19 protein-coding genes are annotated in these 19,996 nt (G+C 42.1%); 1 reads left to right on the plus strand and 18 read right to left on the minus strand.

The window, feature by feature from the left end; all coding sequences use genetic code 11:
• Window positions 1-4: 4 nt before the first annotated feature.
• The 18 genes from QVA83_RS00185 to QVA83_RS00270 all read right to left on the minus strand — a co-directional run bounded on the left by QVA83_RS00185 (window position 5) and on the right by QVA83_RS00270 (window position 18,912).
• Entirely contained in the window at window positions 5-967 is a 963-nt protein-coding gene (locus QVA83_RS00185) for a Gfo/Idh/MocA family protein (RefSeq protein ID WP_156078015.1), read from the minus strand.
• On the minus strand, window positions 964-1,653 hold the full coding sequence (locus tag QVA83_RS00190) for an acylneuraminate cytidylyltransferase family protein (RefSeq protein WP_156078016.1): 690 nt from the start codon (window positions 1,651-1,653) through the stop codon (window positions 964-966). Before QVA83_RS00190 ends, QVA83_RS00185 begins: the two co-directional genes overlap by 4 nt.
• Window positions 1,646-2,470, minus strand: a complete 825-nt coding sequence (locus QVA83_RS00195) for a class I SAM-dependent methyltransferase (RefSeq protein ID WP_197040336.1) — start codon at window positions 2,468-2,470, stop codon at window positions 1,646-1,648. Before QVA83_RS00195 ends, QVA83_RS00190 begins: the two co-directional genes overlap by 8 nt.
• 215 nt (window positions 2,471-2,685) lie before the next feature.
• Window positions 2,686-3,771 carry a Rossmann-fold NAD(P)-binding domain-containing protein gene (locus QVA83_RS00200; protein ID WP_014997621.1) on the minus strand — a complete coding sequence of 362 codons (1,086 nt, stop codon included), beginning with the start codon at window positions 3,769-3,771 and terminating at the stop codon, window positions 2,686-2,688.
• A gap of 10 nt (window positions 3,772-3,781) precedes the next feature.
• Window positions 3,782-6,163, minus strand: coding sequence for an FAD-dependent oxidoreductase (locus QVA83_RS00205; RefSeq protein ID WP_156078018.1), 2,382 nt, complete (start codon window positions 6,161-6,163; stop codon window positions 3,782-3,784).
• Window positions 6,157-6,870 (minus strand): SDR family oxidoreductase, encoded by a 714-nt coding sequence (locus QVA83_RS00210; protein ID WP_069943895.1) that lies wholly within the window; start codon window positions 6,868-6,870, stop codon window positions 6,157-6,159. Before QVA83_RS00210 ends, QVA83_RS00205 begins: the two co-directional genes overlap by 7 nt.
• Window positions 6,871-7,086: 216 nt before the next feature.
• Window positions 7,087-8,307: a hypothetical protein gene (locus QVA83_RS00215; RefSeq protein WP_287497989.1), complete on the minus strand. Its 1,221-nt coding sequence runs from the start codon at window positions 8,305-8,307 to the stop codon at window positions 7,087-7,089.
• Window positions 8,308-8,462: 155 nt separating this feature from the next.
• Window positions 8,463-9,422 (minus strand): GDP-L-fucose synthase family protein, encoded by a 960-nt coding sequence (locus QVA83_RS00220; RefSeq protein ID WP_156078020.1) that lies wholly within the window; start codon window positions 9,420-9,422, stop codon window positions 8,463-8,465.
• A gap of 1 nt (window position 9,423) precedes the next feature.
• Window positions 9,424-10,551: a GDP-mannose 4,6-dehydratase gene (gmd, locus tag QVA83_RS00225; RefSeq protein WP_069943898.1), complete on the minus strand. Its 1,128-nt coding sequence runs from the start codon at window positions 10,549-10,551 to the stop codon at window positions 9,424-9,426.
• A 100-nt stretch (window positions 10,552-10,651) separates the two neighbouring features.
• Window positions 10,652-11,824, minus strand: a complete 1,173-nt coding sequence (gene pseC / locus QVA83_RS00230) for a UDP-4-amino-4,6-dideoxy-N-acetyl-beta-L-altrosamine transaminase (protein ID WP_156078021.1) — start codon at window positions 11,822-11,824, stop codon at window positions 10,652-10,654.
• On the minus strand, window positions 11,824-12,822 hold the full coding sequence (gene pseB, locus QVA83_RS00235) for a UDP-N-acetylglucosamine 4,6-dehydratase (inverting) (protein ID WP_014997628.1): 999 nt from the start codon (window positions 12,820-12,822) through the stop codon (window positions 11,824-11,826). Before pseB ends, pseC begins: the two co-directional genes overlap by 1 nt.
• A 211-nt stretch (window positions 12,823-13,033) precedes the next feature.
• Window positions 13,034-13,690 (minus strand): HAD family hydrolase, encoded by a 657-nt coding sequence (locus QVA83_RS00240; protein WP_156078022.1) that lies wholly within the window; start codon window positions 13,688-13,690, stop codon window positions 13,034-13,036.
• A complete protein-coding gene (locus tag QVA83_RS00245) occupies window positions 13,687-14,637 on the minus strand; it encodes an ATP-grasp domain-containing protein (RefSeq protein WP_156078023.1) in 951 nt (316 codons plus the stop codon). Before QVA83_RS00245 ends, QVA83_RS00240 begins: the two co-directional genes overlap by 4 nt.
• A 27-nt stretch (window positions 14,638-14,664) precedes the next feature.
• Window positions 14,665-15,573 carry a LicD family protein gene (locus QVA83_RS00250; RefSeq protein ID WP_156078024.1) on the minus strand — a complete coding sequence of 303 codons (909 nt, stop codon included), beginning with the start codon at window positions 15,571-15,573 and terminating at the stop codon, window positions 14,665-14,667.
• 1 nt (window position 15,574) lies between these two features.
• Window positions 15,575-16,624, minus strand: coding sequence for a pseudaminic acid synthase (gene pseI, locus QVA83_RS00255; protein ID WP_156078025.1), 1,050 nt, complete (start codon window positions 16,622-16,624; stop codon window positions 15,575-15,577).
• A 2-nt stretch (window positions 16,625-16,626) separates the two neighbouring features.
• Entirely contained in the window at window positions 16,627-17,709 is a 1,083-nt protein-coding gene (gene pseG / locus QVA83_RS00260; RefSeq protein ID WP_283635117.1) for a UDP-2,4-diacetamido-2,4,6-trideoxy-beta-L-altropyranose hydrolase, read from the minus strand.
• Window positions 17,706-18,410 carry a pseudaminic acid cytidylyltransferase gene (pseF, locus tag QVA83_RS00265; protein WP_156078026.1) on the minus strand — a complete coding sequence of 235 codons (705 nt, stop codon included), beginning with the start codon at window positions 18,408-18,410 and terminating at the stop codon, window positions 17,706-17,708. The genes pseG and pseF overlap by 4 nt, the downstream gene beginning before the upstream one ends.
• A 46-nt stretch (window positions 18,411-18,456) precedes the next feature.
• Window positions 18,457-18,912, minus strand: a complete 456-nt coding sequence (locus QVA83_RS00270) for an FAD synthase family protein (RefSeq protein ID WP_014948625.1) — start codon at window positions 18,910-18,912, stop codon at window positions 18,457-18,459.
• A 174-nt stretch (window positions 18,913-19,086) separates the two neighbouring features.
• Between QVA83_RS00270 and QVA83_RS00275 the strand changes: the two genes are divergently transcribed.
• The gene (locus QVA83_RS00275; RefSeq protein ID WP_156078027.1) at window positions 19,087-19,881 is read left to right on the plus strand and encodes a flagellin; all 795 of its coding nucleotides are present in this window, start codon (window positions 19,087-19,089) and stop codon (window positions 19,879-19,881) included.
• Window positions 19,882-19,996 lie beyond the last annotated feature (115 nt).

A 19,996-nucleotide genomic window follows, 5' to 3' on the forward strand; every position in this document is an offset into this window, starting at 1 on the left:
ATTGTTAGCTTTTGACTGCATTTAGCAGTTTAGAGAGCTCGCTAGTCGCTTCTTTTACAGTAAAGGCACTTTGTTTGCCCGTTTCTACGCAATGTAGAAAATGCTCTAGCATCGAAACAAACATGTCATTTCTTTCAAAATTTTCATTCGGAAAATGCGTTTTCTTCGCAGCATGATCAATGAAAAATAGTTCGTTAGCGTGGCAGTCCCAGGCAAACCTTCCTTTGTTAGTTACTACGGTAAGCGTATGTACTCTGGGCTTTTGCAGGTAATCAACATGAACGTTTGCAGTAACATTGTTTTCAAAGCTCAGGTGAATGTCAGCGAGGTCGTCCACATCAATACCTAGATGTCCGCTTGCTTGGCAGTGAACCGACAATTCGCTTATCTCACCTAAAATAAAAGACAAATAGTTCAACGGATGTATTTGTGTTCTTAGCACTCCTCCGCCTAGTTCACTGCGTGCGCTGTATCCTTTAGTATAATCTTCCCATGGATGCCAATCCGGTAAATATTCAGACCATTCAGCCCTTGCCCATATCACATCGCCATAAACATCTTTTTGTTTTACTAATTCGCACAGTAATTTGATATGCGGATGAAATCTAAACTGATACGTAACGAACGAAATCAAGTTGTGCATCTCAATTAGCCGATTAAGCTCCTCTAGGCCCTCTAGTGTATGAGAAATAGGCTTCTCAATATATAAATGGCATCCATGCTTAGCAGCTTCAATGGCTGTGCGGACGTGCAGTGAAGTAGGGTTGGTGATCATGCAAATGTCAGGCATTTCAGCTAGCGCGTCGTGAAGAGAATCAAAAACTTGCGCTCCTTGCATGATTTCCTCTACTTGGGGAAAGGTACTTTTTCGAGTGCTATAAAAAATGATGTCGGTAACGCCAAGCGTCTGTAAGTTTCTAAAGTGGCGAACGCCTATCGAGCCCATGCCACATATCAAAATCTTCATAGCATTCTTCTCTTTGCTTCTTTAAAGTCTGATTCAGAATCAATATCTACCATATCGTCGTGCGCTATGATCAAAGGGTATACGTTGTCACCGCTCACCGAGCCAGTTAAAAGTGTACTTGCTCTAACAATTTCTATATCGCCAGTTTGAAACAATAGTTCGGGTAGTTTTTGTCTTGGCAAATTATAAGGCTCTTTTTCATGGCTAACAAAGCTTTCAATACTTCCGTCTTTTCTCTTGCTCCACACTCTATAAGGATGCTCCGTTACGGGAGCTACAGAGCGGACGGAGGTGGCAGAAGGGTTTTCGCAAAGAATCGAGACGCCCCTTTCGATCAAGCCTTTGGGGCGCAGGGGAGAAGTCGGTCTAAGCAAAACGAGTAGATCATAATGCTCATTATGAGAACGATGAAAGTCAAAGGCGTGCTTCATAAATTCAAAGTCGGTGCTGCTGTCTCTAGCGTATTCAGGCGGCCGTAAAAAAGGAACGCTGGCGCCGTATTGCCTCGCAATATCTGCATACTCTTCGCTATCTGTTGAAACCACTGTCTTTGACACCAGTGCACATCGCTTAGCGTACTCTATTGAGTAGGCAAGCAGAGGTTTTCCTTCAAGTAATTTGATATTTTTGTGAGGTAGCGATTTGCTTCCCGAGCGAGCAGGTATCACAGTCAGAATGTCAGGCATTTTTTTTTCTTAATAGCATGTGAACTTCTGATGACTCTTTCTGCTTATCTAGTTCCAGCTGTGCGCTGTCGAGAAAAGTCAGAAAACGTTTGTTAAAATCTTTTTTAATGTATGAAGATACGTTGTTTGTCTCCAAGTTAATGTGTAGCTGTCGGTAGAGGTCTACAAGGTCTGTACCAAACCACCATTGTCCGATGACCTCAAAATTAAACTCGCTGCACATATAAGAAAGAGAATCTTCAGTGTATAAGTGGGTATGCCCACCATGTAACTGACGATGAAAAACATTGTCATCAAGCATTTCAAGATAAACTGACAAGCTGAATGTGGGTACAGAAATAAAGATATACTCAACGTGTGGATTTTCATTCAGACGCTGCAAGGCTTTCCTTGGCGACTGAAGGTGCTCTAGCACACCAATCATTGACACAACTTGAGATTTGGTTGTGGCCAGAGATTCATGGTTATCGTTGATATCGTGACACGTAAGTCGCGGTGACGGGAAAAGGCGATTTGCCATATCGACCTGTGACTTAGAAACATCTGAACCTGAAACATTGTTAAGGCCTAGTTTAAGCAATGCCGCAACAAAGTAACCCGAACCTGCACCGTAATCAAAATAAGCATTTTTATGTGGATCTACGCCAGATGACTTCAATGCAGTGAAAAGAAATTCAGCTTTTGGCAGATAGATGCTCGCCGTTCTGTATTCATACTCGTTTCTGTCTGCTGGTGTATAATTCTGGGCATAGTCCTCATCGTCAACAGCGTAAACCGTCTGGCAAAATTCCGTGGTATCTTCATGAGCGCCATTCAAGTGAGAACACGTTCGGCATGCTTTATAAGGAATTGAATCTTTCGTGAAATCTATTTGTACGTCCAAAAGTGAATCACAATTCTTACACGTTTTTCTCTCTGGCTGTGCTGTGTACAGTTGAGCTATTTTTCTTTGTTTTTCCACGTGCATTTTATTTTCTTCAAAAAAAGATTTTTTTTGAAGTAAAAGTGCCGAGGCATTTTTTCCATATTGATTTAGCATAGGCAAACTTCTTTTTTCAGTTTAGCAATGATTTCATTTTCAGCTGAACTTAGTGATTTTTTTATCGAGCCAGCCCCATTCGCGACACCGTAAATAACACTGGGCTTAGAGATATCGTCTACAATGACATCACCATCTTCACCTAGATATCCACCTGAAACGATATTACAAAACGACAACGCCTTTTTGCCATAAGATGAGTTTAACACGTCACGCATTTTGAGCATTTCGTATATAAACCCTTCAAGCGCTGCCGTTACATCAACTCTGTAAATTTCAAGCTTATTTTTTATAGCAAGCTTTATCGCATCTGCGGTTATGTTGTTCTTACCAAGATCAACAACTAATGCATTTTTTTTGACCGTCTGGATGACTTCATTATCTATGATTGGTACACCATTCGTGCATCCTACAACGACATCCGCACTAAACGAAGTAGAGAGCAAGCTGTTGTGAAACGTGATGTTGGAAACCGTATTTTCATGTTTTATCAAGTTCAGGCCATTTGTGATTTGATAACCTACATGAGCTTGTTGACGGTATATGTGAACGTCTGCACCACACTCGACGAGTTTGAGCGCTAACTTGCTTCCTATATTCCCAGCGCCAAGAATAGCTATTCTCTTTCCGCTCAAAACCCCTAATCGTTGGCTTAAAAATGACCAGGCGCTGTTTACGGTTAAGTCATTTGGTTTGAATTCAAAAGTCGCGCTTTTTGATATTTGCTGAAAACAGATTTTCGATAAATTTCCGGTTTCTACAGGTCCTATGGTATTTCTTTTCAAATAGATGCTGTCACTGGCAAGCAACGCTTGCTTATTTATTGATAGAGGAATCTTCTTTTCAGTATCAACTAAAACGATATCGACAGCGCCGTCAACAAGCTCGATTATGTCAAGCAGGCATTCCTGTTTAAAAATAACACAACCCGCTACTGCAAAGTCTCTCGTCACTCTAAGTGGCGTCAAGTAAGGTTCTTCTTCTCCCTTCGATGTCGTTGCTATCGTAAATATACGACTCACATTTTGTGCCGATAGCTCACTAATAAGAGACTTTACTTTGTGGATAAACGAGCTCATAAGTTATCTCCTAAGAGTTAATCAAATCCCATGTTATCGGCGTATCAGCTGCAATATCATCTTTAGCTATACTGCCCACCACTAAATCTTCGTACTTCGCATACAAGCCATAAGCAGGGCCTTTGTAAGTAATGTGCTCTGGTTTAATTTTTTCGCCTTTAGCAATGTCTACGCTCGAATACATGGTTTTTCTAAAACGTATGAGCGTGCTTATCTCGTTAGTTGAGGCTTGTTTGACACCGTCTCCCAAACACTCTTCAATTTGCCTAATGTTGAAAATCATGCGTTTTAATTCGTCAGGCTCTAAAGACAAAATGTGGTCTGGACCTTCCATTTTTTTGTCTAACGTAAAGTGTTTTTCTATGACGTCAGCACCTCGGCTAACCGCAGCTAAGCTAACCACATCACCAATGACGTGATCTGACAGTCCTACAGGCAGTTGGTTAAATGCTTGTTTCATTGTGTCAATAGCACGAATATTCATAGATGTAGGTGGGCAAGGGTATGATGACGTACATTGAAGCAGAATGACCTGTCGGTTCCCTGTGTAAGCAACCACTCGAAGTGCGTCTTCGACTTCAGACAGCGATGCCATTCCTGTAGAGAGAATGAGCGGTTTCCCAGTTAATGCGACTTTTTCAATTAAACGTAAGTTAACGAGATCAAAAGAGGCTATCTTGTAGCAATCTACGCCAAGCTCTTCTAGCTCATCGACGCTTTCATTGTCAAAAGGTGCTGAGAATAGTGTAATACCTTTCTCTTTAGCGTAACTAAACAGTTCTTTTGTTTGCGCAACTGAGAGCTCATTCTTTTTAAACATCTCATAATCGGTTTCTTGCGTGCTAAGTACTTTTTCTACGTAGCGAGATGTTTTTCCTTCGGAAGCTACGCGCAGATGGCTTTTATAGCTTTGCAATTTTACTGCGTTGGCTCCAGCATTAACCGCCTCATCTATCAAACGCTTGGCGATCTTCATACTTCCGTTGTGGTTCAAACCAATTTCAGCGATGACATATGCTGGATGATCTTGCCCAATATAATCCGTGTTTAGCAAAATACGCTTCTCGAAATTGAGTCTTGGTGCAGCTTTATCTATCTTGTTTATTTTGAACGTAGGACTTGTCAAGATCTCAGCCAAGTCTATAGCTTTGCTAAACAGAACCTGTAGATCAGAATAAGCATATTCGGCTAAGCTGCCAAGCGTGTACATGTTTTCGATTTCGTCAATGCTTGCTTTGGTCTTTGCAAGTTCGTTTTCATACCCTAGGAAAAACATAGGATACACTTCTGGAAGTTTTACGACTTTCGCATCGGCAATCAATGATTCGTCAGAAATCATGTCCAATGACATGAACTGCTCCTTAACCTCTTTAACTAAGGAAGACGGCTCCATACTGTCGATTTGATCACCTTGGCTGTAAGTTATTTCAAAACAAAGAATGGTAGATTCTAATTCAGGCTCTTTCACAAAAGAGTTTTGGTCAGAGATTCTATTGAAATGTATTTTAGGATCATCAATGTATACGAAATCTACGCCTTCTGGGAAAACATCAGCGTTTTTCACTGCTAGGTAAACTAACGTCACGCCGCGATATTTTAAATTCGTTGTTTTGCCCAAAAGATCGCAGGCGGTACAATAAGATGTGGTGTTAATTACAACATCGTTACTGTTTACGTTAATGTTGCTTTTATTGGTCGCAATCGTGCTTATGCGTTGATTCCTGAGTAATATTCTTTCAATTGTCTCGTTTAATCTGATAACACCGCCAAGTTGCAATACTTTATCTTTCAGATTCTCTAGGATTGTTCCACTGCCTTCGTTCCCCACAGCGCTCCATTGCCCTTCGAAAAAGGGACCAGATTTTTCCCGAATTTTTATGCGTTTAGGGGCCCAGTTTGCGTCAAGGTTTTTAACGGACATCCCCCACAGTTTTTCGGGATATTTAATGAAGAACATTTCTTGTAACGTTTCACCTGCCAGCGCCCTTATATATTCATAGTAGTTATTAGCACTAGCGACTTTTTCTGCGTCTACATTCTCGAGTTCATGTTTGATTTTCTCAGACAACGCTTTAGGAAGGCTATCAATAAACTCTTTATTGATAGGGTAGTCAAAAAACTGATTATCTTTTAAATTTTTAGACCAGTGGTGACGCTCGTAAAAAAGCTCCGGAAATTCCGCTTTCCAATATTCCTCAATGTCTTTATCTGGCGTGTGGTAAATATGTGGGCCTAGATCAATCTGTCGGCCTTGCCACGTAAGACTTTTAGCCAGCCCCCCAACAGACGCTGACTTTTCGATTAGGGTGACATGTTGACCTTTTTTCAACAATTCGTAGGCAAGACTAAGGCCCGTAACCCCAGCCCCTAAAATGTAATGTCGATTTACCATGCAGTAAACCCTCCATCTACGACAATGTTTTGCCCGTTGGTATAGTTGTTATTTTCATCAAGTAAAAAGCTGATTGCGGCGTGCAAATCTTCAGGGCGCCCCATTCTTTCCATAGGCGTTTTTGCGGTATAGTTAGCTACAAAATCAGCGGTTTGTTGATTAAAGATACCCCCAGGAGATATACAATTTGTTTGAATGTTATATTTTCCGAAGTGTGCTGCCATATACTTGGATAATTGAATCACCCCTGCTTTGGTAACTGAATAGACTTCAGAGTTATTGCGCTTGCTTTCTCCGTATATCCGTTCGTCGCTGCTCACCACGCCGTATATAGAGCCGATGTTCACTATTTTCCCTTCTCGGCTTTTTTTCATTAATTTTACTGCCCCTTGAGACATTAAAAACGTGCCGAGCAGGTTTACCTCTACTACCGACATAAATTCATCAGCAGTTCTTTCTTCAAAAGGGGTGAATACAGCCGCACCAGCGTTATTAATCAGTCCGTAAACTTCATCGAAGTCGCTGTAAAAATCTTTGACATCATTACTATTGGTTATATCAAGTCTAACCACGTCTAATGTCTGTGAAGCTTTTAAATTGTCGATGTTCTGGTCAACTGCGATCACTTTAAAACCTTGTCCTAATAGCAAGCTAATAAAACTTTGCCCTAGTTGACCATTAGCGCCGGTTAATATGACTTTTTTCAATTGAAAATCCTGTAACTTTCTTTAAGTATAAACTTCACATTCAACTTACTTATCCGCTATATGTTGAGAAACTTTAGTTAAATGTGTAGGTAGCATTGATGTGTCGCGTGACATTAAATGTATGATGAAGGTGCTTCTAATGAACGACCGTTCTTCTTAAAATCTTACAACTACACCAGCCATGTTCGAAGTGTTTGGAAGATATAAAAAGGTAATTTAATCAACAGACCATACTTTTATATCGTCGCGCATTTGCAAAATGTTGTCAGATATCTCTTTTTGATGAACAAAGGATGCAACTAAAATATGAGAAACAGATGAGGTTGAGATGCTTTGAGGATCGCACACATTGACTCCGTTTAGTTCTTGTAAGCTTGCGTAGTTTTTATCAAAAAAACACGCTGGTTTTAACCCAAAGTTTGAAAGCATGCGAAGTATCATCGCCCCTATTTTACCTGCGCCGTAAATTGCGAATTGGTCATCTTTAATATCATCAGGCAATGTAATCAAACTACTAAGCAGATTTTCCATTGCTTTGCCTTTGAGAATACGCCTGTATTGATCCGCTTGATTAAGTTGGTAAACCGCGTTGTTCCACCCTAGTAACTCTGCAATTTCATGTGCTGGTTTTTTGTTGGCAAAACCGAGCTCATGTTCAGCCCACGCGGTATGTAAACCTGCCTCTTTTGGGTGTTCACAAAACATGAAGGGCATAGCTTTCTTAACTGGTGCTTCTTTTGAATTCTCAATAATGTAATCCCATAATTCAGGGTTTGCCTGTGCTTGAGGATCCTTGTCATAGTTTAGCTGTGTCAGGTCGCAAAACGTGCCAAAAAAGGACACTTTTGCTTTGCAGAAAGCGGCATAGGGTATATGGGAGCCTAAAATGTTAGAGGTAACATACTCGAAACTGGAAAAAAGCTTTTGTAAGCGGACTAGCGCGTTTGACTGATGGGCACTTGCGCCAATAATCATGGGGTAACCGTACTTTTTTAATAAGTCAGGCCAGATGCCACGTTCAAAACAAGAGTGGTGTATACAAAACACCACTGAATCGAAATCATGTCGTATACGTTCAATTTCTAATAAGTAATCTTCTTCATTACCAATAGCAGGAATATAAGGCAAAGTGTGCGGCGGCATCACTAACAATGTATTGGGTTTTCTCAAAGATTCATCAATCGCATCGGCATAGATGAAAGGCATTCCAACGGCTTTTGCTTGAATGTTATGAGACTTGAGAAAATCGGCATCCTCTTTTTGTGTCAGCAAATACTGAGATTCTTGTTTACCCCACACAGTTAACTGTGAAACAAATTTCGCGGGATAATGCATCCATCCATGTCGCCAGCCACTCTTACTGAAAGGCGCTCGCGGCAAACCAAGTTGGCGTGCGATATTAAGTGAGGCCCCGTAATAGTCTGCTTCGCCAAACAATATTGTCTCATCGTAATATTCTGGCTGAGGGATATTCGCTAATATAGCCTGTGTAACACTATTACTGTTCATGCTTTTATATTCTGATGCTATTTAAAAAACGTGTTTCAATTGACAAACTTAACTGGATTGACGCAGTCATCCGTAAAATAGTACTAGGCTTCACTTCGATGTTTGCAGTACCAATTCCAAACCTCTTGTAGACCGTCCTTAAGTTTGTAGTCAGCTTGCCATCCTAGCGCCTGCATTTTAGTAACATCAAGACGCTTCACAGGTGTCCCTTCAGGCTTATTCTCATCAAATGAAAGTTGACCTTGATAGCCGGTACTTATTTTTATCATCTCAGCCAGCTCTTTAATCGAACAGTCGCTTCCAGTACCAATATTTATATGCGAGCAATGCGCGTCTACAATAGCCCAGAATGCGTCTTCGTCTTTGGCCATCAAAAATTTACATGCAGAGGCAAGGTCGTCCACGTGGAGAAATTCTCGTCTCGCTTGACCACTGCCCCAAATCTCAACCTCAGAAGTGTTATTTTTCAATGCTTGGTGAAACTTATAAAACAAAGCTGGGATCACGTGTCCGTTTTGTGGGTCAAAATTATCATAAGGCCCATAGAGATTCGTTGGCATGACAGAACGGTAATCCCTACCATATTGACGCCTATACGCTTCGCATAGCTTAATACCTGCTATTTTGGCGACAGCGTAAGACTCATTGGTGGGTTCTAGTTGACCGGTTAATAATGCTTCTTCACGAATTGGCTGATTGGCAAATTTTGGATAAATGCAGCTTGAGCCGAGAAACAATAACTTTTGAACTCCGCTACGATGAGCAGCATGAATAACATTCGATTGAATCATCAAATTTTGGTGAATGAATTCACCAGTTAACGCATTGTTGGCGTATATCCCTCCTACTTTAGCCGCAGCCAAATAGACTTCGTCAATGTGATTTTGGTCGAAAAATCTTTCAACATTTGCTTGAACAGTGAGGTCTAATTCAGCTTTAGCTTTAGTTATTAGGTTAACGTCGTCATCGCCTTCAAATGCTCTGCAAAGCGCGCGTCCTACCATCCCGCGATGTCCGGCGATAAAGATGTTTTTCATAGCCATTTTATTCTTCCCTTAAGGCATCGTAGGAAAAACCATTGAGCTTTAAAAACGCCTGGCGCTTAGCTTCAACGAGATCATATTGCGTCATTTCTTTGCATAATTCTTTTGCATCAGTCTCAGGTTTCCACCCAAGTTTTTCTCGCGCTTTGCTTGCGTCACCGAGTAACGTTTCTACTTCAGCTGGTCTAAAATACTTAGGGTTTATTTTCATTATGACGTCGCCGATGTTTACAGCTGGTGCATCGTTTCCTTTTACTTGCGTTACAACTGCAATTTCATCTACGCCTTTCCCTTCAAACGTTATCGTTATACCAAGCTCATTAGCTGTCCATTGAATAAAATCCCGCACAGTATATTGATGACCAGTTGCAATGACGAAGTCTTCTGGCTGTGATTGCTGAAGCATTAACCATTGCATATACACATAGTCTTTTGCATGGCCCCAGTCTCGCAGCGCGTCAATATTTCCCATGTAAAGGCACGTTTCTAAACCTTGTGCTATATTCGCGAGTCCTCGTGTAACTTTTCGTGTCACAAATGTTTCTCCGCGTCGAGGTGACTCATGATTGAAGAGTATTCCGTTGCAGGCGTAAATGCCATACGACTCTCGATAATTCACGGTTATCCAATAAGCGTAAAGTTTTGCAACAGCATAAGGAGAGCGGGGGTAGAACGGCGTACTTTCCTTTTGAGGCGACTCTTGAACCAATCCATAAAGTTCAGAAGTAGACGCTTGATAAAATCTTGTTTTCTTTTCTAATCCCAACAGCCTTATAGCTTCTAACAGCCTTAGAGCTCCTAATGCATCCACGTCTGCTGTGTATTCTGGAGACTCGAAGCTCACAGCTACATGGCTTTGAGCCCCCAAGTTGTAAATTTCATCTGGCTGAATTTGTTGAATCAATCGAACAAGATTAGAGCTGTCACTCAAATCACCGTAGTGAAGAATGAAGTTTCTGTTTTTGGTATGAGGATCTTGGTAAATATGATCTACTCGTTGAGTATTGAAAAGTGATGAACGGCGCTTTATACCGTGCACTTCATATCCTTTTTCAAGGAGTAATTCAGCAAGGTAGGAGCCATCTTGACCAGTGACGCCGGTAATTAATGCTACTTTTTGTGACTTCACCTTGAAACCTCTTCAAAGCTCATAGAAAGTTTCCTTTCAGTTAAAATTTTTCACAGTCGAAAATGCGCTAGCTTCGATACAAAATTACATACCTGAGCGATTATCGTATGCTATTGAGCTCTACTAGCTTAGATACTGTATCGGCAATATACGTCAAATCGTCAACAGATAATTGCGGGAAGAGTGGCAGCGAAATAGCTTGATGATAATACGTCTCTGCATTAGGAAAGTCTCCCCAGTTAAATCCTAATTCTCTGTAGAAGGGTTGAGTGTGAATGGGAATGTAATGTACATGAGCGAAAATCCCGGCGGACCTTAGCTTAAATACAAGTATTTCGTGCTCAGACTCGTTTATGTTGAGTACTCGGATTACGTAGAGGTGATAGCTACTATAAGTCCCATCCTTTTGCGAAAGCGGTTGCACACGCTCTAGAGTAGCAAAAAGCTTGTCATAATGTGCAGCTAACGCATTCCGCTTTTCTAAAATGCCCGGCAATTTTTTTAGCTGGCTAAAACCAAGCGCAGCTTCTACGTCAGTCATACGGTAATTAAAGCCCAATGCTATCTGTTGATAATACCAAGGGCCATGACTGTCCTCAGTCATCTTCTCTGGGTCATTGGTTATGCCGTGACTGCGCAACATACGCATCTTTTCAGCCCATTCACTGTTATTTGTAAGTGCCATTCCCCCTTCCATAGTGGTAATAATCTTTACCGGGTGGAAACTAAACACACAAATATCTGAGAATTCGCAGCTGCCTACAAATTTCTCTTGGTATTTTGCGCCTACTGCATGTGATGCATCTTCAATAACAAAGAAGCCATATTGCTTTGAAAGTGCACGAATTTCTTTCATATCGCAGGGCTGACCTGCGAAATGAACGGGAATAATCACCTTTGGTAAGGCGTTTATGGACTCAGCTAGGACAAGCTTGTTTCGTAAAGCATCAACGCACATGTTACCGGTGTGAAGGTCAATATCTACAAAATCGACCTTGGCACCACAGTAGAGCGCGCAGTTTGACGAAGCAACAAATGAGTTCGGAGATGTCCATACTCTATCGCCTTCACTCACACCCAGTGCAAGGCAAGCAATGTGTAGAGCAGACGTAGCGCTATTAACTGCAATCCCAAAATTAGCGCCACAATAATCAGCAAGAGCGGTTTCAAATTTCGGAATAGCCGGGCCTTGCGTTAACCAATTTGATGTTAAGGTTTCGACAACGGCTTTTACATCATCTTCATCTAGGTGTTGTCGCCCATAAGGAATCACTATTGAGCTTCCTCGTTGAACTTCTTTATTTCTTCAATACTAAGGAAATGTTCGTTAGTGTCTGAAACGTACTCGAAACCCGACTCTACAAGTTTTCCCTGTTCGCTAAGTGCGTTGCTAGTAAAGTTATTACTTCGGTGGAAAAACTTAATAGCTGGGGCAATTACAAAGTGATCATCGAATTCAAATGTGTGCAGAGACATGTCGCCAGGGCACATCATTTCATGCAGCTTTTCACCTGGACGAATCCCTACATATTTGATTGGAATATCCGGTGCCATTGCAGTCGCGAGGTCAATAATTCGAATAGATGGGATTTTCGGTACGAAAATCTCACCACCTAACATGCGCTCAAAGTTTTTAAGTACAAAGTCGACCCCCTGTTGAAGAGTAATCCAAAAACGGGTCATGTCTTTGTGCGTAACAGGAATATGATCGCTGTTTTCCGCTATCAACTTATTGAAAAAGGGTACAACAGAACCACGAGAGCCAACCACATTGCCGTAACGCACTACAGAAAATCGAGATGCACCAGCGCCAACAATATTATTGGCTGCAACGAACAATTTATCTGAAGCTAATTTGGTAGCACCGTATAAATTAACCGGGTTGGCGGCTTTGTCTGTAGACAACGCAATAACTTTTTCAACGTTATTATCAATGGCGGCGTTAATTACATTTTCGGCACCATCGATATTCGTACGAATACATTCGGTAGGGTTGTACTCAGCGGCAGGGACTTGCTTCATGGCCGCTGCATGTATTACAAAGTCAACACCTTGCATGGCGCGATTAAGACGTTCTCTATCACGAACATCGCCAATAAAATATCTCATGCACGGCGCGTGAAATTTTTGCTGCATTTCGAACTGTTTAAGTTCGTCACGTGAGTAGATGATTAAGCGCTTTGGTTTGTATCTCGCTAACAGAGTCTCAGTGTACTTATGGCCAAATGAACCCGTTCCACCTGTTATGAGAATCGATTTTCCATCGAACATAGCTTGCTCGCTGTTTTTATGGTTATAAACACAATATATCATGTGTCGGCATTTTTGCCATAAAGCTTTAGAATCTATGCGCTTAGGTGAGGATTATTAGTGCTAAAGGTGTAGATTTCTTCGTATTTAGGTAGAACTTGTTGTTTATCAGCAGGTAGGTTAAGCATTGATTTTATTTTATTAAATAAGTTGGGATGCCGCCTAATAAAGTTCAAAGACTGAGGGCTGGAAGTTCATTTAGGTTTTGTATTGTAAACTTTGCATCAAAACCTGGTTTTGCAGGTGCGTTTTTGTGAACCCCAGTTAGCACCCTAACAGTCGGCATTCCAAGTTTATTTAAATTAACGAAGTCTTTTGCTGGGTTGTCACCAATGTAAACCATTTCGTGCCACTGACATTGTTCTGCTTGTTTAATCTTTTCAAAGCAGTAAGTAGAAGGTTTAGCATGTTGCACTCCAAAGCGGTGAGTGACAAACACGCGCTTGAAGTAGTGCGCTATGTTGAGTGCTTCCACTTTCTTACTTTGTACTACTTTATTTCCGTCAGTGACGAGGTACAGCGGCTTTGGCAAACGTTCAAGCAACGTTAAGTGATTGTCGGGCAAAGTCAAAGTGGGCTGGTGTAAGCGATATGCTGAAACGCATGCACGTACATTTTTCTTATTGACTGCTATGCCATGGTTAGCTAAGTAATCATTGAAAATTCGGCCACGACCATTTCGATCAAGCAGAGTAACTAATTCCTGAAAGCCACTTCGCTTATCAACATTCCAGGTTTTTTCCACAAATGAGGCAACCGCTGCAAGGCCAGACTCTACGTATTGGCGTTCATCATACAGGGTATCATCTAGGTCGAAGATATAAATCATAGGTAATAGTCGGTAGCAGCTCTAATCTGCGTTATTTTATGAGATGCGAGATCTACGGGCAACGAATCGATATCTACACCTATACTCTCGCACAAGCTCCAATAAAGACTATCAACACCCGCCTTGATACCTAACGTTGAAGCGCCTCCAAATCGTGAATTACATTCAATGATGTGAAGTGCTCCATCATTTATGATGCCCTGTAATACAATGGGGCCAGACAGCGCTAGGTTGGAAAGTGTCTGTGTCACCTGTGCTGTAAAAGGGCAATTCGGTAAAGTATAAGTAATTTGGGATTCACCATTAACAACTAAGTCTCGCACACGGCACACGGCCGCTTTAACCAAATGATCTTTTGTTAGCCAAGCGTCTACGCTAATTTCTTTACCTGCTTTGAATAATTGAAAAATAGGAGAGGACAGACCTTTAGCGTACTGGACTGCGTCGTTTTCATTTAGATTAAGGCCAACTGCTTTACTACCCGCACCAAAACGTTCTTTGACCACATAATGCAATGGCTGAGTGTCCTGAACAACCTTTTTCACCGCTTCGATACTTTCGAATGAAGGGATGATAAAAGGAATACTGCATTGGCCGAATCTTAATTTATCTAAACAAAGCTCAATTGCACTTTCATTAGAACTAAGTACGTGAATGTTAGCGCTTTTTAGGTCGTTTTTTAGCCTTGCCCAAAAAAGCAGTTCGCCGTCTCTACTTGGGAGAATATGAGTAATGCTTCGATGCTTGAGCTGGGCAATAATCTCATCTGCGTTTTCTTGATTTGTGGGTGGCATTTGCCAAAATACATCGCAAAAGTGACGTGTAAGTACTTGGCTACTTAAATCTCCTGCCGTAACTATGCCCTTCTTATCGATACGTTTGACGGCACATTGAAGCGCTTTTAATAGTGGAACTTTATTGCTGGCGCTTGAAAGTAATACGTTCACGTTAATTTGACACCTCAGTATAAACGCTCATTCACAAAGCGTGCGTTTTTGCACGCTTATACCTGTTCTCGGTGCTGACATCGATGCTCTTCTATTTTCGTATTCCGTAATTTGTGTCGTTTTTTTGGGCGTTTGCCAATGTCCGTACATAAATGTGAGAAAGCCTTCTGCATCGAATGGGGCAAGAAAAGTTTCACCTAAAAACTCGATTGGCTCGTAACTGTCGAAATGTGTAGCAGGGGCAAAAAACAGCCCCCCCGAGGACAAGAGTTCAGATAAACCATTTATCGACTCTCTGCGCTGTATACTTATATCAAAAGGAACTAATTGGGTGTGTGATAAATTACTAAACTCTAGGTTGATGCAACAGTCTATGTTGTTGACCGTGATAATGACGATATTCCATTTTACGTCATAGTTTGTGTTTAATAATTTATAAAGCTCAGGTAGCGATGCCTGTAACCTTTCGTAATTGTCTTTATCTACAGCTAAATCTATATCGTCATCCCAAGGTATGAGCCCTTTATTTCTCACAGCACCTAATAAAGTTCCAGAATCTAGACACGCTGAAATGTTGTGGGAAACGAAGTATCGATTTAGCGTACGCATTACGGACTGGGCAAAGGCTAACGTTTCATTGTCTTCGAAAGGCAAGGCAGCTTTTACCGACTGCTTACTCGGTACAATGATATTCGACTCATCAATACCCATTTCTAGGGTAAGCTGGGAATAAATTTGATCAACCCACTGACTGGTGATAATTATGCTGTCGACATCGTGAGTATTGATATCTGCGGGTGCAATGATGGGATAACCCATAAAACGAGTTCCGTGTTTCGCACTATCGTTATCCGTGAATGCCACGACTTCTATATCTGGGTGATTAGAAACGTAGTTTTCTCCGGCCTTACTTGCACCGAACAGAATGGCTCTCATCTCACAGTAGCTCCCAACTCATAGGGGTACCTTTTGGTGCGTCGCACTTGATTTGCTTTCCAAGCAAAAGGGGAAGGTATTTGGGAGGCAGTCCAAGTCCTGGACGAACAGAGCGTAAATTTTCCGCATTTAATGTATCGCCGGCTTTCATATCTTTGGCAATGTATAAAGAGCGTCGGTGTACCAACGAGGCCTTTTCTCGCTCGGTGGCGCCATAATTCACCTTGCCAATTGCTACCGCTGCCCGCGCCGTTTCCTCGACAAGCAGCTTAATTTCATGGGGTTCAAGAGAAAATTCTGCGTCAACCTCTCCGCCGTTTCTGTCTAAAACAAAATGCTTTTCAATGACTGTTGCGCCAAGTGCCACCGCAGCGACTGCTACCCCCACCCCCGGTGTATGGTCGGAAAGTCCAACGTGACAGTCGAAAAGTTCGCTCAAATGAGGAATTGTCTTTAAGTTGGCGTCTACCGGGTTTGCTGGGTAATTACTGGTGCACTTAAGTAATATGATGTCATTACACCCATTGGAACGGAGTACTTCAACAGACTCGGCTATTTCTGCCTGGCTAGCCATGCCTGTAGAGACAATAACGGGTTTCCCTGTCTTTGCTACAGCCGCTAGGATAGCGTGGTCAGTATTTTCAAAAGATGCTACTTTGTAACAAGGAGGATTCAATGTTTCTAGGAAGTCGACAGCGGTTAAATCGAAGGGCGTGCTAAATGCCAATAGGCCTTTCTCTTTGGCATAGTCGAATAGCTCCTTATGCCATTCCCAAGGCGTCATCGCCTCTTTGTAGAGGTTATACAAAGAGTTTCCTTTCCAAAGACTATTAGGGTCTTCAATAAAAAATTCGCCTTCATGACAATCCAAAGTGATCGTGTCTGGCGTATAGGTTTGCAATTTTATGGCATGTGCGCCAGCTTCTGCAGCTGCATCAATGAGTCGGTAGGCTTTTTCTAATGATTGTCCATGATTTCCAGACATTTCTGCGATGATAAAGGGAGCGAGACCCGGACCAATTTGAATATCACCGATTGTGATTGGTTTCATGACTACCTCGTAACTGTGTTCAATATAGTATCCATTACAAAAGATGGATTTTTGTTTGCGCTCACCAAAGATACCGCGTTGTTTGCTAGTTTACGCATTTCTTGCGGGGAATTTATCGCAAATTCAACGGCCTTGCTAATATCTTCGTTAGTGACCTCGTCACATGCTCCTAGCCACAAACAGCAATGCCGTTCGTGCAAGCACCGCGTCGTTTCAACTTGATTATCAGCCAATGTGATAATTATGCCCGCTACCCCCGATGCTGCGCGCTCCCAGTGCATCGAACCTCCAGCGCCAATCATTGTATTGGCGGCTTTCATAAGCTCGGATATGTGACCGCAAGCGACATGAAGCTTCGCGTTAGGTAGGCGTTCAACTTTTGCTTTAAGCGCACTAACGCCGGAATAAGCCGCTCCGACAACAATATCGGCTGAAAAAGTTAAAGACTTTAATTCAATCAAAACATCAACGACTCGCTCTGTTAAATTCCCAGGGTCGCTGCCGCCAAAGCAGACTAGAATATGATTGTCATTTCTAGGCATTGGTGGTGAGCGGTAAAACTCATTTCTCAAAATAGCGAACTCAGGTCCTAAAAGTTTTTGGCAATGAGGAGGGACAAGAAGATCGTATCGGAATTCAAAGTCCTCAAAGAGATTTTGGTCCAAAATCACGTCACAGTCGTGTTGGCGGTTTGCTAAATCGTCAATGACAACAATATGTTTGCAGCGACTGCGCATTACTTTACTAAACGAAGCTGATAGCTGATAGTGGTCGACTATAAGCATGTCGATAGGCTCATCGTTCATATCATCAAGAAGCGCTATACAGTGAGCAGCATGAGAGGCTTGCTCTGCTTCATTCAAGACTGCCGAACCATTACCTGCCCGTTCGCCTTTACGAAGCGATGGCGTGGTCAATGTTGTAATTCCAGCACGCTGTATCTGTTGTTGTAGAGTTGAAGGCAACGCACAACACAGGAATGTTACGCTGTGTAAGGGAAGTAATTGTGTGGCCAAGGTTAAGCAACGCATAATATGGCCGAGTCCTATTTGCGCTGTACCATCGACCCTAAAAACAATCCTCACTTTACGCTTTCGCTCTGCAAAAGCTTGTAAAGCAGTTCAGCTCTAACCCAATCTTCAGGTGTATCAATGTCTTGCACTAAGTGGTCTGGCATTACTACCATTTTCGAGTTTGCACCGAAAATGCGTTTGGTAGTATCAAGCCAGGTTTTGTGATGGCCCCAATACAACTGTCCTGCATCATGGAAGGCAGGTGGTAAATCCTGTGAGCGCTGAGTAATGCCAAATTCGTCAAAAGGTTTTACGCCGCCATTTTCGGTTTGTAATATCGCCCGTTGAATTGGAAATGAGAATCTTGCCGCTGTAAATACGTAGTCTGTATTGTCAGCGTTCATTAGCATTTCATAGCAAGAATTAATTAAAGAAGTGGTCAGAAGAGGCGATGTTGCATATACACAGGCGCAATAATTTATATCCCAGCCTTTTTCTAACAGAGTGCTCAATGCATGGCGAACCACAGGACTAGTGCCTGTGTAATCATCTGCTAATTCTACAGGTCTCATGAATGGCACCTCAGCACCATAATCTCTTGCTACGTTCGCAATAGATTCATCATCTGTTGAAACCACTACTTTGTCTACATAGGGGCTTGCCAACGCATTTTCTATTGCATGGGCAACCATTGGTTTACCGCAAAACGGTTTTATATTTTTTTTAGGAATGCGTTTGCTTCCGCCCCTTGCGGGGATTATGGCTACGTTCATTTACTTTTTCCGTTCAAAAAAGGCTAGCTCGAATTTGACAGCGAGCTCAAAGCCGCTGCATCAACGCATTTAAATGCTCTGTTAGACTTTGTAATTGGCGAATTTTCTCGTTTTGAATTTCGCTGATAACGGTTTTTAGTTCAGTTGTAGAGACATCTTGTGTGCGCGGAAGATACACAACTTTAACGATATCTTGCAGGTCATCGAACTTTCCAATCCAGTCATCACCCATCGCGAATATGTCAGCGCCTTCTCGTTCAAGGTCTTCTCGTTTCTGTTCCCAACAGTTTTCTTGAAAGACGTCATCGACATAACGGCAGGAGAGCAAAATTTCCTTTCTGTCTTCATAAGGTATGACTACGTTTTTACCTTTTACCGTATTGAATTCATCAGAGGACAAGCCAACCACTAGCCTATCGCCTAAGCTGTGTAATCGCTTTAAAAGCCTTACATGCCCTATATGGAAAAGGTCGAAGGTGCCGTACGTCACCACAGTAGTCATAGCATTAATCTCTGAAAATAAACAAATTGTACACCCATAACTTATCGGCAAGTCAAACTATTCCATGAGCGTATAGATTTGTTCGTAAAGGTATCGACTATCATACAAATGGCTGACTACATTTTGCTCAGCTTTCTGCTACACTTAATGAGTTACATATTTTAGGAAAGCATCATGCAAGTTAATAGTTCAACGTCCTCACTTCTCAGCCAAGTGCAAGAGAAGCAAGAATCCTTGATGGAAAAGCTTGCCAGTGGTAAGAAAATTAACGATGCAACTGACGGCGCAGCGGCCCAGCAAATCATCGATCGGTTAACTTCAGAAGTAGAAGGCAACCGCCAGGCTATTAATAACGTTTACGACGGAATTTCGGTGGCGCAGGTTGCAGAGGGTGGTTTAGGCAGCATCAATGACGATGTAAACCGCATTCGCGAACTTACCTTACAATCTGGTAATGGTGTTTTGAGCAGTGGCGATCGCCGTGCTATTCAATCTGAAATTACGCAATTACAAGAGAATATCTCTCAAACCATTGAGCAGACGAATTTTGCTGGCAAGCCGTTATTATCTGAAAATGGCTCACTTGAATTCCAATCAGGTTCAAGTGCGGGGCAGTCAATAAGCGTCAATACACAGGATGTTGCTGCTCAATTAAACGATGTGCTGGCTATCGATATTACATCGGGAACCAGCATTGAAGATGCGCTAGGTGCAACTGATGCTGCGATTGAAACGCTTGGTAACGCGCGAGGCGATTTAGGTGCTACCCAAAACCGTTTCGAGAGTGCGGCGCGTTCTCTTACTCAAGCTAACGTGAACACCGCTGAAGCGCGTAGCCGCATTCAAGATCTTGATTTTGCTCAAGCTGTGTCACAGCAGGCTTCAAACGATGTGCTTGGTCAAGCGGCGCTAACCGTTCAAGCGCAAGCGAATCAGCAGCAAAGTCAGGTTTTATCGTTGTTGAGTTAAACCAACATACGTTAATTTTGCTAAAATTAATCGAAAGAAGCAGGGTAACCTGCTTTTTTTATTGATACATTTCCGAAAACAGCGGTTGCGCTCCGATCTTTTGTCGTTACAATTT

Origin of the sequence: Alteromonas sp. AO-Serp, from assembly GCF_017849675.1 — a bacterium.
GTDB lineage: Bacteria > Pseudomonadota > Gammaproteobacteria > Enterobacterales > Alteromonadaceae > Alteromonas > Alteromonas macleodii.

Coding starts and splice junctions, on each gene's coding strand:
- QVA83_RS00220 (WP_156078020.1), bottom strand. CDS start 9,422: ATGGCTATGAAAAACATCTTTATCGCCGGACATCGCGGGATGGTAGGA.
- QVA83_RS00185 (WP_156078015.1), bottom strand. CDS start 967: ATGAAGATTTTGATATGTGGCATGGGCTCGATAGGCGTTCGCCACTTT.
- QVA83_RS00190 (WP_156078016.1), bottom strand. CDS start 1,653: ATGCCTGACATTCTGACTGTGATACCTGCTCGCTCGGGAAGCAAATCG.
- QVA83_RS00275 (WP_156078027.1), top strand. CDS start 19,087: ATGCAAGTTAATAGTTCAACGTCCTCACTTCTCAGCCAAGTGCAAGAG.
- pseB (WP_014997628.1), bottom strand. CDS start 12,822: ATGTTCGATGGAAAATCGATTCTCATAACAGGTGGAACGGGTTCATTT.
- QVA83_RS00250 (WP_156078024.1), bottom strand. CDS start 15,573: ATGAGAGCCATTCTGTTCGGTGCAAGTAAGGCCGGAGAAAACTACGTT.
- pseF (WP_156078026.1), bottom strand. CDS start 18,410: ATGAACGTAGCCATAATCCCCGCAAGGGGCGGAAGCAAACGCATTCCT.
- pseI (WP_156078025.1), bottom strand. CDS start 16,624: ATGAAACCAATCACAATCGGTGATATTCAAATTGGTCCGGGTCTCGCT.
- QVA83_RS00270 (WP_014948625.1), bottom strand. CDS start 18,912: ATGACTACTGTGGTGACGTACGGCACCTTCGACCTTTTCCATATAGGG.
- QVA83_RS00205 (WP_156078018.1), bottom strand. CDS start 6,163: ATGGTAAATCGACATTACATTTTAGGGGCTGGGGTTACGGGCCTTAGT.
- QVA83_RS00240 (WP_156078022.1), bottom strand. CDS start 13,690: ATGATTTATATCTTCGACCTAGATGATACCCTGTATGATGAACGCCAA.
- QVA83_RS00200 (WP_014997621.1), bottom strand. CDS start 3,771: ATGAGCTCGTTTATCCACAAAGTAAAGTCTCTTATTAGTGAGCTATCG.